This is a genomic window from Geomonas sp. Red32 (assembly GCF_023652955.1).
In the GTDB taxonomy this organism is placed as follows: domain Bacteria; phylum Desulfobacterota; class Desulfuromonadia; order Geobacterales; family Geobacteraceae; genus Geomonas.
In genome coordinates, this window is record NZ_JAKLOY010000005.1 from 241,171 (window position 1) to 256,478 (window position 15,308).

Sequence of the window (15,308 nt, forward strand, 5' to 3'; positions counted from 1 at the left end):
AGGAGAGCCATGCAACGTATCTGGTCGCGCGGGGAGAGCGATTCCGACAAGGCCGGGGCGGTCGGCGCCTCGCTGGCGCTGCACGGGCTCCTCATCCTGCTCCTTACCAGCAGCACCACCTTCAACCTCCTGCTCGGCCACGACCACCCCTTCGAGCTCTACTGGTTCGCTCCGGCCGCACCCTCCCTGCGTGGGGAACGGGGCGCGCCTTCACCGGCCACCATTGCGGCTGCGGCCATCGGCGGCCAAGAGGATCAGAGCGAGGAGGGGGAAAGCGGCGAGGAGGAGACCATCCTCCCGCCCCCCGCTCCGGAGACCGCCACCGCGCCCCCTCTCTCCCCCCCAGTCCCGCTCCCCGCGGCGGCAGCGGCCCGGCCGCCTGCGCCGCCGGTTCCGGTTCCCGGGCCTCTTGCGGCGGCCTACCCCGGGGCGGGTCCGGCGAGAACGGCGCTCGATGGGGGAATGGATGCCGCCGGGCTGGGGGGCGGGATGGAAAGCCGGAGGGGGACGGGGGAGATCCTCCCCCAGCCTTTGGCGGCCGCCACCGCAGCGGCAGGATCCTCCAAGGGAGCCTTTCCCGCCGCGGCTCCGGCAGCATCGCATCCGGCAGTGGGAGTGGTGCCGGGATCTGCAGCAGCGGTGGCCCCGCGACCTTCAGCGGCGGCGGTCCCGCGACCGGCAACGGTGGCGCCGGCCTCGCAACGGGCGGCGGCGGAGCCCTCGCGTCCGGCATCAGCCCCCGTCCTCCGGATTGCCTCACCACCGGTCGCGGCGGCCGGCCGTAAGCCCGCCGCTCCCCTCCCGAAGGGGGCCGGGGCGCAACCAAAGACCGCGCCGCCAGCAAAGAGCGCTCCCCGGCACGCCTCCGTTTCGAGGGAGCCGTCCGGCCGGCCGGTACGGGAAGCTCCCGCCGGCCGCCGGGAAGAGGGGAGCAGCCGATCCGTCCGCGAGGATCCGGCCCTCCCGGCGGCGGAGGCGCCCCCCCGGCTCCCGGGAACCACCCGCCCCCCGGGGATGGCCCCCACCCCGCTCCGCGGCGACCTCAAACTGGTGGTCCGGGGAGGAGCCGGGCTGAAGGTGACCGTCGCCTTCCGGGAGTATTCCCTCTCCCGCCGCACAAGGCCCCCGGGGAAGGCCGAGTCCCGCAGGCTCCAGAAAGTCGCCGTCGTCGAGGCGGTCACCGGCGAAGAGACCAGGGAGGTCGTGGTCGAAAAAAGCGGCGAAGGGATCTACCTCTTCACCGCCGAGCCCTCCGGGTACCTCGAGGAGGGGGGGAACTTCACCGTCAGGATCTACCAGCGGGAGAACGGGACCAGGGTCGTCCAGCTCGGGAGCCGGAGAGTCAAAGGGAAAACCGTTCTGGTCCGGGTCCTGATGCCAGAGGGGATCCTCTGGGAGGACGACGCCGCCTTCACCGGGACCCTGGAGGATGCCGACAGCGTCACCAAATTCAACGCCCGCACCGGGCTCTACTGGAAGGAGTACAACGACTGAAGCGCCGCCGGCGCGAAGGGGGGTCTCATGCTTCCGGAAACAAGCATCGTCATCGCCGCTTTTAACGAGCAAGAGCGTCTGCCGCAAACACTGCGGATCATCGCGGGCTACCTGGAGCGGCGCGGGGGGTCTGCCGAGATCGTGGTGGTCGACGACGGCAGTACCGACGCCACCGCGCAGTGCGTGCGGGAGATGGCGCGGAGCGTGCCGGGTCTCAGGCTGATCGGCTCCCCCACCAACCGGGGCAAAGGGTACGCGCTGCGGACCGGGGTCCTGTCGGCCCGCGGCGGGGAGGTGCTGGTGACCGACGCCGACCTCTCGACCCCCATCGAGGAGCTCGACATCCTCCGCAACGAGATGGCCAGGACCGGAAGCGACATCGCCATCGGCTCCCGCGCCCTCCCCGAAAGCCGCATCCTGAAGGCCCAGCCCCCCTGGCGCCGCCTGATGAGCCGGCTCCTCGGCCGGGTGGTGAGATCGCTGGTCATCCAGGAGTTCCGCGACACCCAGTGCGGCTTCAAGCTCTTCAGCGCCCTGGCGGCGGCCGAGCTCTTCGCCAGGGCCCGCATCGACCGCTTCGCCTACGACGTGGAGATCCTCGCCCTGGCCGGCCGCCACGGTTTCAAGGTCTGCGAGGTCCCGGTCAGCTGGACCAACTCCCCCGCCTCCCGGGTTCGTCCGCTGCGCGACTCCCTGCAGATGCTTGCCGACCTCGCGCGCATACGATTTTTCCTTGCCTCACCCAAGAGAAAGGCCGCCATAGCCGCCGTGGAAACCCTCGATCCCGAAGGCTGACCGGGGTCTCCCCCCGGAAAGCGTGCCGCGATTTTCCCAGCCTTTAAAAAATAAAGGGGCGCCGCTCAAGCCGCGCCCCTCTTCGCTCTACCGGTCCCCCCTCCTTCCAGCCGCAAAACTAAGAGATTCTCCTACCGATCAATCATTAAAGTTCCGCCCTCCCCTGCCGAAAAATCCCCATGTATACAGTTACCGTTTCGTTACCGTCGTGTAACAGCCGGCATAGATGACCGGCGGAAAGGATCCCGATGTCACCTGAAAAGGAGCACCTCTTCACCCTCCACCTCGAGGGAGAGTGGCGCATCGAACAGGCCCCGGACCTGCTCCAGCAGGTGGCAGGGGGGTGGTCGGCGCTCCTGAAAGCGGCACCGCCTCCCGCTTGCGTGGAGATCGACCTCGCCAAGGTCCGGGAGATCGACGCCTGCGGCGGCCAGCTGCTGGCCCTGCTGCAGGAGCAGGTACGCCTGCGGGGGATGACGCCGCGCCTTTCGGCGGTCCCTCCCACGGTCAGGGAGCGGCTGGCACTGCTCGGCTATCTTGACGGGGAAACCGGCGGGGAAGGTGGGGAGCCATGAGCGCCAAAGAGCCAGACAGTAACGATCTCAGCAGGTTCAACCAGGCCTTCTTCGAGGAGTGCGCCGAGCACCTGGCCGAGATGGAGCGGATCCTCGTCTCCCTCGGGGACCGGGAGCCCGACCGCGACCAGTGGGATGCCGTCTTCCGTGCCGCCCACTCCATCAAGGGGGGAGCCGGCATCTTCGGTTTCGACGACATGACGGTGGTGACCCACGCGCTGGAGTCGCTGCTCGACCTGCTCCGCAACCGGGAGATCCCCTACCGCACCAGCATGGTCGACCTCTTCCTGGAGGCGGGGGACGCCATCTCCATGCAGCTCGCCGGGCACCGGGATGGGAAGGCGGTGGACCGGCAGGCGGTGGAGGCGGTGACCGCCAAGCTCGAACAGGCGCTCTTACGGGAATCCTCCCCGCGTGAGCTCCCGGCAGCGGGAGTAACGGCGCCGGCGCCTCCTCCCTCCCTCCAACCCATCCCCTACCGGGTGATCTTCTCTCCCCCGGCAGACCTCTTCGCCCGCGGAGTCCGTATCGAGGGGCTGATCGAGGAACTGAGCGAACTGGCCGAGCCGGGAAGCTTCCGCTGCCGCGCCGAGCTCACCGGGATTCCCCCCTTCGACGGTCTCGACCCGGAACGCTGCCTGACCCGCTGGCACTTCACCCTGACCACCCCGGCCGGTGAGGACGCCATCCACGATGTCTTCATGTTCGCCGCCGAGGAGCACGAACTGGAGGTGATCCGGCTGGCGGGAGAAGAAGTCTCCCCCTCCCCCGCAATCGCGGCGGCCTTAGCCGCGCCACCTCCAGTCACCACGGCAGCGCGGGAGCGGGGCGACGGCCCGGGGGCACGCCCCGCGGCCGAGCCGGACAACTCCATCCGGGTGAAGACCGGGAAGGTCGACCAGTTGATCAACCAGGTGGGGGAGCTCCTCATCACCCAGTCCATGCTCTCCCAGATGTCGGCCACCCTCGACCCGGTGCTCCACGAGCGGCTCCTCGCCTGCGTCTTGCAGCTCGAGCGCAACGCCCGCGACCTGCAGGGGAGCGTGATCTCCATGCGGCTCGTCCCGATCAGCACCGTCTTCAACCGCTTCCCGCGCATGGTGCGCGAGATCGCCGCCAAGCTCGGCAAGAACGTGGAGCTGAAGCTGGTGGGGGAAGGGACCGAGCTCGACCGCGGCCTCATCGAGAAGATCGCCGATCCCCTCTCGCATCTGGTGAGAAACGCCCTCGACCACGGGATGGAGAGTCCCGAGGAGCGGGCCGCGGCCGGCAAGCCGGCCACCGGGACCCTGACCCTGGCCGCCTCCCAGGTGGGAGGGAGGATCCTCATCCAAGTCTCCGAGGACGGACGGGGGCTCGACCGGGAGAGGATCCTGGCCAAGGCAGCCCAAAGCGGCATCCCGGTGAGCGAGACGCTGACCGACGAGGAGGTCTGCCAGCTCATCTTCCTCCCCGGCTTCTCCACCGCCGCCCAAGTGACCGACCTCTCCGGCCGCGGCGTCGGGATGGACGTGGTGCAGCGGAACGTCCTGGCGCTGGGGGGAAGGATCCAGCTCTCCTCGGAGCCGGGAAAGGGGACCAGCGTCACCATCAGCCTCCCGCTCACCCTGGCCATCGTGGACGGGCTCTCGGTCTCGGTGGGGGAGGAGCGTTTCATCGTCCCGGTCAGCGTCATGATCGAGTCGCTGCAGCCATCCCCCGACCAGCTGAAGATGGTCAACGGGCGCGAGGTGGTGCGGGTCAGGGGGGACTACCTCCCCATCCTGAGGCTCCACCAGCTCTTCGCCATCGACGGCGCCGTCGAGCGCCCCGAGCGGGGGATCCTCATGCTGGTGGCGGTGGAGACCGAACGGGTGGCGCTTTTGGTGGACGCCCTGGTGGACGAACTGCAGGTGGTGGTCAAGAGCGTGGAGGCCAACTTCCGCCACGTCGAGGGGAGCGCGGGGGCGACCATCCTCGGCGACGGCAAGGTGGCGCTCATCCTGGACTTAAGCGAACTGGTCCTCATGCAAAGACGTTCGATTGCGGAAGCGGCCCAGGCCGCTTGAAGGAGAGTGACGGATGGAAATCGGCAACACGGCAACCACCCTTACCGGTGGGCAGCACCTCTCGGAGTACCTGACCTTCCGGCTGGGCAACGAGAACTACGGCATCGACATCCTCAAGGTGCAGGAGATCCGCGGCTACGACAGCGTGACCCGGATCGCCAACACCCCCGACTTCATCAAGGGGGTCATCAACCTCAGGGGGGTGATCGTCCCGATCGTCGACCTGAGGATCAAGTTCGCCACCGGCGAGGCGACCTACCACCAGTTCACCGTGGTGATCATCATGAACGTGCTCTCCCGGGTGGTGGGGATCGTGGTGGACGGCGTCTCCGACGTGGTGGCGCTGCCGCCGGAGAGCGTGAAACCAGCGCCGGAGCTCGGCTCCACCCTGGACACCCGCTACCTCTCGGGGCTTGCTGACCACCACGGGGAGATGCTGGTCCTGGTCGACATCGAGAAGCTGATCGGAAGCGACGAGCTGCAGGTCGTCAAGACTTCCCACTGACGGATAGGAGAGAGTGCTTATGAAATTCACCAAGTTCAAAGACTGGAAGATCCTGACCAAGATCCTGAGCATCTCGCTCGCCACCGTGGCGCTGATCGTGCTGGGGGTCCTCTGCTACCTGCTCCCGTACATCGAGAAGCACCTGATGGACGAGAAGATCCAGGCCACCAAGGGTGTGGTCGAGGTGGCCTACGGCATCATGGCAGAGCGGTACAACGAGGCCAAGGCCGGGAAGATCACCATGGCCGAGGCACAGAAGGAGGCGATGGACCAGATCCGCGGCCTCCGCTACCAGGGCTCCGAGTACTTCTTCGTGCTCGACCTCGACACCAGGATCATCATGCACCCGGTCAAGCCCGAGATGGTCGGCCAGCTGCAGACCGACACCAAGGATCCCACCGGCAAGCGCCAGTTCGTCGAGTTCGTCAACGTCTGCAAGGAAAAGGGTGAGGGGACGGTCTCCTACATGTTCGAGAAACCCGGCGCTCCCAAGCCGGTCCCCAAGATCTCCTACGTGAAGCTCATGAAGGAATGGGGATGGATCGTGGGGAGCGGCATCTACGTGGACGACGTCACCGTGGAGATGAACAAGATGAAGTGGCAGGTGGTGGGCGCTACCCTCGTTTTGGCCGCCGTCATCGCGCTCTTCGCCTGGTTCGTGGCGGGGAGGATCAAGCGGGCGCTCGACCAGGCCATCGAGGCCTCCCAGTCCATCGCCGCCGGCGACCTGACCACCGCGGTCAGCGCGACGAGCAGCGACGAGACCGGCGAGCTCTTGACCTCGCTCAAGCAGATGAACGACGGCCTCGCCAAGATCGTGGGAGAGGTGCGGCACGGCGCCGACTCCATCGCCCACGCAGCCCAGGAGATCGCCACCGGCAACGCCGACCTCTCGCAGCGGACCGAGGAGCAGGCGAGCGCCCTGGAGGAGACCGCATCCAGCATGGAGGAGCTCACCTCCACCGTCCGCCAGAACGCCGACAACGCCCAGGCGGCCAACCAGCTCGCCATCAACGCGAGCAGCGTGGCGGTCAAGGGGGGCGACGTGATCTCCCGGGTGGTCACCACCATGGAGTCGATCACCGACAGCTCCCGCAAGATCTCCGACATCACCAGCGTGATCGACGGCATCGCCTTCCAGACCAACATCCTGGCCTTGAACGCCGCGGTGGAGGCGGCCCGGGCAGGCGAGCAGGGGAGAGGATTCGCGGTGGTGGCCGCCGAGGTGAGGAGCCTCGCCCAGCGGAGCGCCGCAGCCGCCAAGGAGATCAAGGCCCTCATCGAGGACTCCTCCGACAAGGTGCGCGACGGCAGCCGGCTCGTTGAGGAGGCGGGACAAACCACCCAGGAGATCGTGACCAGCATCCGCCAGGTGGCCGAAATCATGGCGGAGATCTCCGCGGCCTCCCAGGAGCAGTCGACCGGGATCGAGCAGGTCAACAACGCCATCATCCAGATGGACCAGGTGACCCAGCAGAACGCGGCACTGGTGGAGGAGGCCTCGGCCGCCGCCGCCTCCCTCGAGGAGCAGGCCCAGCAGCTGGTGGAGGTGGTGGCCCGCTTCCGTCTGGAGGAGGAGAAGGAGCAGGCGGCCGCCCCGAGGGCGCAGCGCGAAAGGCGCCCGCCGACCAGGAGCGCCGCGCCGCGCGAGCGGGTGGCCGTGGCGCCCCCGCGGGTGGCCCGGGCAAACGACAAGCAGGCCGCCGCCAACCTGACCCTGGACGACGAATGGAAGGAGTTCTAGCCCCGGCACCGGCCACCGCCCGGCCACACCGTCTCCAGGGGGTGCGATGAAGGGTATCGTGCGGAGCATACTGCTCCCGCTGCTAGTGACTGCCACCCTCGCCGCCCTCGCCCTGCACGCCGTCAACCACCTGGTGCTCGAGAGGGTACTCAGCCAGGAACTGGCCGAGGTGGCCGAGCTGCAAAACAAAAACCTCCGGGTCTTCTGGGAGCTCTGCGGCACCAAGGGGAGCGTCTTCCGGCTGGAGGGGGGAGCGCTTTGGTGCGGGAACTACCGGATCAACGGCAACAACGAGATCCCGGACAAGGTGCTCTCCCTGACCGGGAGCCGGGCCACCGTCTTCATGGGGGACGTCAGGGTGGCCACCAACGTCCCCCTGGCGGACGGGAGGCGGGCGCTGGGGACCGTGCTCGCCAACCCGGCCCGGCGGGCGGTGCTGGTGGAGGGGAGAAGCTACCGGGGACAGGCCTCCATCCTCGGGGTCCCCTACTACACCGCCTACGACCCGATCAGAAACGTCCGCGGCGAGGTGATCGGCGCCCTCTTCGTCGGGATGGACATCGACCACAGCCTGGCGGCCTACCGGAGGATGAGCTTCAGCATCAGGGCCATCAACGCGAGCTTCGGGGTCGGGATCGTGCTCTGCGCCTTCCTGTTGCTGGTGCAGAAACGGCGCGCGGAGGAGGTGCTCCGGGAGCGCGGGAGGCTGGAGGCCAAGGCACAGCACTCGGCGATGATGGAGGCCCTCATGGTCCATCTGAGCCACGACCTGAAGACCCCGCTCACCCCGCTGTGCGCCCTTTTGCCGCTGCTGATCCGCGAGACGGGCGACCCGAGGCTCGCCAGAATGCTGGAGATCTGCCGGGACAACGTGGACCAGATCCGGGGGATGGCCGAGAAGTCCCTCCAGATGGTGAAACTCTCCTCCCGGGAGACCGACCTCTGGCCGCTGGAGCTCGCACCGCTGGCCGAGCAGGCCATCCTCGATACGGCAGACGAGCTCTCCCGGCGGCAGGTGAGCTGCCGCAACCTGATCCCCGCCGGCATCCGCATCATGGGGTCGATGGAGCAGATCGACCTTCTCTTCACCAATCTCCTCTCCAACACCGCCCGCTACGCCGCCAGCACCGTCGAGATCGGCGCCCGGGTGGAGGGAAACCAGGTCGTGGTGGAGGTGCGCGACGACGGCACCGGCCTCGATCCCGAGCACACCGCCTTGATCTTCACCGAGTTTTTCAAGACCGACGGCGCCCGCCAGGATACCGGGAGGCAGGGATTGGGGCTGGCCATCTGCCAGCGAATACTATATAACCACGGAGGCAGGATCTGGGCCGAGAGCCCCGGTCCCGGGCTGGGGACCAGCGTTTTTTTCACCCTTAAAGGGGCACCGCCTCCATGAAGCAACTCTCCATAGACCAACTCAAGGGGCGGATCAGGCTCTTCGTCGGGCTCACGGTGGCCTCGGTGATCCTGATCACCGTCCACGGCGCCGTCACCGAACGCCGCGACGTGGTCAACAGCGCCCGCAGGCTTGCCGCCGGCTACGTCCACGCCCTCGCCGAGCACAGCGAAAGCGCCCTCTCCGAAGGGGACGGCATCCTCCGGGAGCTCCTCGGCGACCTGCGGCGCGAGGGGGGGCTCGAGCGGGTCGATGCCGCCTCCTTCCACGAAAAGATGCGCCTCGCCATGCGGGACTCCCCCCAGGTGGGAACCCTGTTCGTCACCGACCGGCAGGGGGCGATGCGGATCAACTCCGACACCTATCCGGCCAAGCCGGTGCAGGTCGGCGACCGCCCCTACTTCCGGCACTACGTCGAAACCCCGGGGCTCGGGCTCTCGATCGGGGAGCCGATCACCAGCCGGCTGGTAAACCGCCGCCGCTTCAACCTGATGCGACCGCTGAACGCGCCGGGAGACCCCTTCTCGGGACTCCTTGCCCTCGGCTTCGAGACGACCTACTTCAGCACCCATTTCGATCCCTCCAAGCTCGGCTTCCGCGGCGAGGTGCTCCTGGTGAGAGACGACGGCACCCCGCTGGTCTGGGACCCGCACCCCGCCGCCGAACAGGAACCGAAACTGAACGCCACCCCTCTCTTCACCCGCGAGCTTCCCCGCGCCCGCAGCGGGGTATTCCGCGAGCGGACGAGCTTTCTCGACGGCGTCCCCGCCATCGTCGCCTACCAGCACCTCTCCCGCTTTCCGGTGGTGGCCGTGGTGAGCCTCAACGAGGACGAGCTGCTCGCCCCCTGGTACGGCCGCACCCTCCGCCAATCCGCGCTGGCCGTCGGCCTGAGCCTCGTGCTGATCGCCCTGACCCGCATCCTCTTTCGCCACCTCGACCGCCTGAAGGTGGCCGACCAGCTGGTGGGCGGGCAGCGTTCGCAGCTCGCCATCAAGGCCGCCCAGCTCGACTGGATGCTCGACGTGATCCTCCAGGTCGACCGGGAAGGGAGGATCCTCCATTTCAACCAGGCCCTCTGCCGGCTGACCGGCTATACGCAGCAGGAGCTCTCGGGCGCACGCCTGCAGGACATCGAGCCGCCGGAGTTCGCCGAACGGGTCGCCCCCAACGTCGCCCGCCTCATGCAGGGGACCCAGGAAGAAACCTTCGAGAGCGCCTTTCTCTCCCGCAGCGGCGCCCTGATCCCGGTCGAGGTCCACACCCGGATGATCGAGAGCGACGGCCAGCCGCTCCTTCTCAGCGTGGTCCGGGACATCACCCACCGCAAACGGGGAGAGGAGCGGGAAAGGAACCGGCTGAGGGTCCTCGAGCGGATCGCCGGCGACGCCCCGCTGGAGGAGCTGCTGACCGCCGTCGCAACCTTCGTCGAGGAAGAGAGCCCCGGGGCGCTCTGTTCGCTCCTTTTGGCCGACCCCACCGGAACCACGCTCCGCCACGGCGCGGCCCCGACCCTGCCGGACGACTACAACCGGGCGGTGGACGGGCTCCGGATCGGCTCCGGCAAGGGGTCCTGCGGGAGCGCCGCCTTCCTGCGCCAGCGCGTCGTGGTGGAGGATATCGAGCCGCACCCCTGGTGGAAGGGATTCGAACCCGCCCGCACCGCCGGCCTCAGGGCCTGCTGGTCGGAACCGATCCTCTCCCCCCATCGCGAGCTTCTGGGCACCATCGCCATCTACCACCGGACCCCCGCCGCACCGGGACCGGAGGACCTCCTGCTGCTCGAGTCGGCGGCCCACCTGGCGGGCATCGCCATCTCCCGCGTCCGCAGCGAGGAGAGCCGCCGCTCCCTGGAGGAGCAGCTCCGCCACAGCCAGAAGATCGAGGCGCTCGGGAGGCTGGCCGCCGAGGTGGCCCACGACTTCAACAACCTGTTGACCCCCATCATGGTCTACGCCGACCTCCTGAGACGGGGCCTGCCGCCGGAAGCGCCCCAGATGAAGATGGTAGAGGCGATGGCGGAGACCGCCCAGAAGGCGAGCGAGCTGACCCAGAAACTCCTCTCCTTCGGCCGCAAGCAGCTCCCGGACATGGCCCCGGTGGACCTCAACGAAGTGGTCCGCGCCTTCGGCGGCATCATGCGCACCACGGTCCGGGCCAGTATCGGCGTCGAATACCTCCTCTCCCCCACCCCCGCGGGGGTGCTGGCCGACCGGGGAGAGCTGGAGCAGGCGCTTTTGAACCTGGTGGTTAACGCCCAGGACGCCATCGCGGAGCGCGGGACCATCGCGGTGGAAACCGGGCACCTAGTGCTGGACGACGAGTTCCTCGGGCGCCATCCCGGGCTCGACCCGGGGGCCTACGTGCTCCTGGCGGTCACCGACGACGGCTGCGGCATGGACGAGACGACCCTCCACCGCGTCTTCGAGCCGTTCTTCACCACCAAGGAGGCGGGGCGCGGGACCGGGCTGGGGCTGCCGGCCGTGTACGCCATCGTCAAGCACCACGGGGGGTGCCTGGAGATCAGGACCCGCCCGGGGGAAGGGACCCGGGTGGAGATCTACCTCCCGTCCCGCAGCGGCCTGCTGGCGGCGGCGATGCAGCCGGCACCGCCGGCCGAGGAGCCGGCCCAGGTCGAGGAAGGGGGGACGGTGCTCCTGGTAGAGGATAACGCCATCATCAGGGAGACCGTCGCCGAACTGCTGCACTCTTTCGGGTACCAGGTGCTGAGCGCGGCGCTCCCGGCCGAGGCGCTGGAGATAGCGGCGGGCGTCGAGATAGACCTTTTGGCCACCGACGTGGTGATGCCCCAGATGAGCGGGCCGGAGCTGTACGAGCGGCTGCTGGAAGGGCACCCCTCGCTGCCGGTGCTCTACGTCTCCGGCTACAGCATCAACCCGGTGGCGGGCGATACACCGGCCGGGGCAGACTTTTTGGCCAAGCCGTTCACCGTCGAGCAGTTCCTAGACCGGGTGCGTCGGATCATGGCCGGTAAGGGAGGCCGAAGCGGGGCCGCATCCGGTGAGCGGTCATGACCGCCCCGGGACCGCTGCTGGTGCTCGCCGATACCCCGGACACCGCCGGGGACTTCCGTGAGGTCCTCGGGCTCAGCGGCGAGCCGCAGGGCTCCCTCGATGGGTGGCGGGTCGAGTGGGCCGTCGGCTGCGAGCAGGCGATCGGCCTGGTGACCCGCGGGATCGAGCGGCAAAGCCCCTACCCGGTGGCCTTGGTCGATCTCTCTCCGGCGCTGGGGGAAAGCGGCATCGAGACCGTGGCGCGCCTCTGGGAGGCAGACCCCCGGCTGCAGGTGGTTTTCTGCGGCGTCGAAGCCTCCCAGGCGGCGGAGCAGTTCCGGGGCGAGCCGCGGCTTCTGCTGCTGAAAAAGCCGCTCTCCCCGCTGGAGATCGTTCAGGCGGTGGGGATCCTGGCCGCCAAGTGGGAGCTGGAGCGCCGCAGCGAACGGATGGGGGATCTCGAGGCACTGGCCCGGCGGCGAGGGGACGAGATCGACTCCCTCTCCGCGGATCTGGAACGGGCCCGGCGGGAGACCGATGCCGCGATGCAGGCCTTGGGAGAGAAAGTGGGCGCCATCCTCGGCTCGAACGGTACGGCGGGCGAGGCAGATACGCTCCCCGGGATCTCCATCGCGCTCGGGCTCGAGTACTGCGGCGACGACCGGGAGCTCCTCCGCTCGCTGATGGAGAAGTTTCTTAAGCGGCGGGAGGCGGCCACCGAGATCGCCGCGGCCCTGGCCAGGGGCGGCCGCGAGGAGGCCCAGCGGGGGGCGCACACGCTGATCTCGCCGGCGGCCACCATCGGCGCCGACCTCCTGGCCCGGGCGGCCCGGGCGATGGAGGAAGGGATCAGGGACCGCGACGGGGAGCGGCTCCCCCCTCTCCTGGAGCGGCTGGGGCGGGAGCTCAACCGGGTGATGGGTTCGATCGACCGCTACCTCGCCCAGCAGCCCAACCAGGCGGGGCCCGGGGGGCCCGACCGGGCGAAGGTCAAGGGCCTTTTGGAGCAGATGACCTCCCTCTTTGAGAGCGACCTGGGAGCCGCTCTCTCTGTCAAGGACGAACTCCGGCGCGAACTGCGGGGCACCCACCTCTTCGAGCAGTTCTCCCGGCTGGAACATTTGGTGGATTCCTTCGATTTCGACGGGGCGGCCAAGGCCCGGGAACGGTTGGAAGAGATGCTGGAATCGGCACCGGCAGTGCCCGAGGAGAAGCCATGAACGAAACGGTCGGCGCGGCAGCCCGCAAGAAGCTCTTGATCATCGACGACACGCCCGAAAACATCCAACTGCTGATGGCCATCCTGGGACGGGATTACCAGATCGTCGCCGCGCGGGAGGGGGAGCGGGCCCTGGCGCTGGCTGCCAGCGATCCCCAGCCGGACCTGATCCTGCTCGACATCCGCATGCCGGGGATGGACGGGTTCGAAGTCTGCGAGGAGCTCAAGAGCGACCCCAAGACCCGCGACATCCCGGTGATTTTCGTCACCACCATGAACGCCGACGAGGACGTGCGCCGCGGACTGGAGCTGGGAGCGGTGGATTACATAACGAAGCCCTACAGCCCGACCCTGGTGAAGGCCCGCATACATGCGCATCTGTCGCTTGAGAGGGGCCGCGCCGGGGAAGGGAGCGGGGAGTGAACAGCATGAAAGTACGGAGGGAAGGGTGAGATGGCCAAGCAAGTGATGATCGTCGACGACAACCGGTACGTCCGCGATTCTGTGGAAATCATCTGCCAGGGGGAGAATCTGGGGGTGGTCACCGCCACCTCGGGGGCGGAGTGCCTGCAAGAGCTGGAGGCGGGGTTTCGGGGCGTGATCCTGATGGACGTCATGATGCCGGAGATGGACGGCTGGGACACCATCCGGGCCATGATCGAGAGGAAACTCTACCCGGGCAACGTGATCGTCATGCTGACCGGGATGGGAGAGCCGGACACCAAGATGGACGGGGTTCAGGAATACGTCACCGACTACATGACCAAGCCGTTCAACCCGGAGGAGCTGGTCGAATCGCTGCGCTACTACCTGGCCCTGGTGGACGAGCTCCAGTAGATGCCCTGCCGAAACCTCGTTGTCATAGGGGTCTCCACCGGAGGTCCGCTCACCCTGCGTGAGATCTTTCTCCGGCTCACCCCACTGAATGCCGCAATCCTGGTGGTGCTCCACATCGCCCCGCCGATGGATGCCCGGATCGCCAAAGGGCTCGACGCGGTCTCCGCGATGCCGGTGGCGCTGGCCCAGCACGGGGAGTACCTCGCGTCCGGCCAGGTCTACCTGGCCCCGGGCGGGTTCCATCTCAGGCTGGACCCGCAGTACCGGGTCGAACTGGTCCGCGGCGAGCGGGTCAACTACGTGCAGCCCTCGGTCGACGTCACCATGTCCTCACTGCACCGTCAGCTGCACGGGATCCTCGTGGGGGCGGTGCTGACCGGGATGGGAAAGGACGGCGCGGAGGGGATCCGCCACGTGAAGCGGGTGGGCGGCATCACCATCGCCCAGGACCAGAAAACCTCCACCATCTACGGCATGCCCAAGGCCGCCGCCCAGACCGGCGCGGTCGACTTCGTCCTCTCCCCTGCACAGATCGCCGACAAGCTCACCCAACTGATCCCACCCCTCGCCTGATCGCTTGATCTGTCCGACCTGTCCGACCTGTCCGACCTGTCCGACCTGTCCGACCTGTCCGACCTGTCCGACCTGTCCGACCTGCCTAGCCTGCCTAGCCTGCCTGACCTCTCCCCCCTCTCTGGCCTAACCTCCCGGCAGCAGCTGCGCCGGTGTTGCTCCGCCACCGCGCGCCAGGAGAAACTCCGCGAAAGCCCTGTTGGCCCGGGAGAGGTAGCTCTGTCTTTTCCACGCGATCAGCAGGTCCAGGTAGAGCGGTGGGTCGAAGGAGACAGCCACCAGCTCGCTGTCGTCGGCCACCACCATCCTCAAGAGGATGGAGATACCGGTGCCGTTTCTCACCAGCGCCCTCACCAGCGAGAAGAGGTTGGTCTCGAAGACGATCTCCGGCTGGGCCTCGCTGTCCTTGAGCGCCTCCAGAAAGAACTCCCGGATGAAGTACCCCTCCTTGTAGAAGATCAGCGGCTCGCTGATGAAGTCGGCCAGTGTCACGCTTTGGGCGGTGGCGAAGCGGTGACCGGGGGGGACGCAGACCACCACCTCCTCCCTCAGGAAATGGCGGGTCTCCAGGGTCTCCGGAAAGCTCTCCCCGGCCACCACCCCCATGTCCAGCTCCCCCTGGGCGATCATCCGCTGGATGCGGGCCGCCCCCTCCCCGTGCACGGCCAGCTTCAGCTTGGGAAAGGCCCGGTGGAAGTCCCTGATGATGTCGGGGAAGAAGTAGGCGGAGATCATGGGGGGGATGCCGATGCGGACTTCCCCCTTGGAAAGCCCCTTGAGCTCGGCCATCTCCAGCTCGGCCGCCTTCAGGTCGTCGAGCACCCGGCGGGCGTGGAGGAGGAAGATCTCCCCTTCCGCGGTGAGGGAGACCTTGCGGTCCTGGCGGTTGAAGAGGGTGAGCTCCAGCTCCTCCTCGAGCTTCTTGATCGACATGCTGAGGGCCGGCTGGGCAATCCTCAGCCCCTCGGCTGCGCGGGTGAAGCTGGCGGTGGTGGCCACTTCCACGAAGTACCTGAGCTGCCTGGCGTCCATTCCTGCTCCTTGCGATCGGACCGATCAGTCGGATCTGGCGGACCGGCCCGATCAATAAAGTTGATGGAGAAGA

13 protein-coding genes are annotated in these 15,308 nt (G+C 67.9%); 12 read left to right on the forward strand and 1 reads right to left on the reverse strand.

Translation table 11 applies throughout. From position 1 onward, the window contains the following. The first annotated feature begins 9 nt into the window (after positions 1-9). From L4X63_RS23690 to L4X63_RS15010, 12 genes are all read left to right on the forward strand, one after another. Entirely contained in the window at positions 10-1,494 is a 1,485-nt protein-coding gene (locus L4X63_RS23690; RefSeq protein ID WP_284694644.1) for a hypothetical protein, read from the forward strand. Between the two features lie 27 nt (positions 1,495-1,521). Continuing rightward, positions 1,522-2,289: a dolichyl-phosphate beta-glucosyltransferase gene (locus L4X63_RS14960; protein WP_250679450.1), complete on the forward strand. Its 768-nt coding sequence runs from the start codon at positions 1,522-1,524 to the stop codon at positions 2,287-2,289. A gap of 248 nt (positions 2,290-2,537) precedes the next feature. Further along, complete coding sequence (locus L4X63_RS14965; protein WP_250679451.1) at positions 2,538-2,864, forward strand: STAS domain-containing protein; 327 nt, start codon at positions 2,538-2,540, stop codon at positions 2,862-2,864. Continuing rightward, positions 2,861-4,912, forward strand: a complete 2,052-nt coding sequence (locus tag L4X63_RS14970; protein ID WP_250679452.1) for a chemotaxis protein CheW — start codon at positions 2,861-2,863, stop codon at positions 4,910-4,912. Before L4X63_RS14965 ends, L4X63_RS14970 begins: the two co-directional genes overlap by 4 nt. A 13-nt stretch (positions 4,913-4,925) precedes the next feature. Beyond that, on the forward strand, positions 4,926-5,417 hold the full coding sequence (locus tag L4X63_RS14975) for a chemotaxis protein CheW (protein WP_250679453.1): 492 nt from the start codon (positions 4,926-4,928) through the stop codon (positions 5,415-5,417). 19 nt (positions 5,418-5,436) lie between these two features. After that, the gene (locus tag L4X63_RS14980) at positions 5,437-7,161 is read left to right on the forward strand and encodes a methyl-accepting chemotaxis protein (RefSeq protein ID WP_250679454.1); all 1,725 of its coding nucleotides are present in this window, start codon (positions 5,437-5,439) and stop codon (positions 7,159-7,161) included. Between the two features lie 46 nt (positions 7,162-7,207). After that, positions 7,208-8,560, forward strand: a complete 1,353-nt coding sequence (locus L4X63_RS14985) for a cache domain-containing protein (protein WP_250679455.1) — start codon at positions 7,208-7,210, stop codon at positions 8,558-8,560. After that, complete coding sequence (locus L4X63_RS14990; RefSeq protein WP_250679456.1) at positions 8,557-11,595, forward strand: ATP-binding protein; 3,039 nt, start codon at positions 8,557-8,559, stop codon at positions 11,593-11,595. Before L4X63_RS14985 ends, L4X63_RS14990 begins: the two co-directional genes overlap by 4 nt. Beyond that, positions 11,592-12,794: an Hpt domain-containing protein gene (locus L4X63_RS14995; protein WP_250679457.1), complete on the forward strand. Its 1,203-nt coding sequence runs from the start codon at positions 11,592-11,594 to the stop codon at positions 12,792-12,794. The genes L4X63_RS14990 and L4X63_RS14995 overlap by 4 nt, the downstream gene beginning before the upstream one ends. After that, on the forward strand, positions 12,791-13,216 hold the full coding sequence (locus L4X63_RS15000) for a response regulator (protein WP_250679458.1): 426 nt from the start codon (positions 12,791-12,793) through the stop codon (positions 13,214-13,216). The genes L4X63_RS14995 and L4X63_RS15000 overlap by 4 nt, the downstream gene beginning before the upstream one ends. Positions 13,217-13,246: 30 nt before the next feature. After that, entirely contained in the window at positions 13,247-13,630 is a 384-nt protein-coding gene (locus L4X63_RS15005) for a response regulator (RefSeq protein WP_250679459.1), read from the forward strand. Continuing rightward, positions 13,631-14,203 carry a CheB methylesterase domain-containing protein gene (locus L4X63_RS15010; protein WP_250679460.1) on the forward strand — a complete coding sequence of 191 codons (573 nt, stop codon included), beginning with the start codon at positions 13,631-13,633 and terminating at the stop codon, positions 14,201-14,203. It begins immediately after the preceding gene. 126 nt (positions 14,204-14,329) lie between these two features. On the opposite strand, the gene L4X63_RS15015 is transcribed toward L4X63_RS15010, so the two are convergent. Beyond that, positions 14,330-15,235 carry a LysR family transcriptional regulator gene (locus tag L4X63_RS15015; RefSeq protein WP_250679461.1) on the reverse strand — a complete coding sequence of 302 codons (906 nt, stop codon included), beginning with the start codon at positions 15,233-15,235 and terminating at the stop codon, positions 14,330-14,332. Positions 15,236-15,308: the final 73 nt, after the last annotated feature.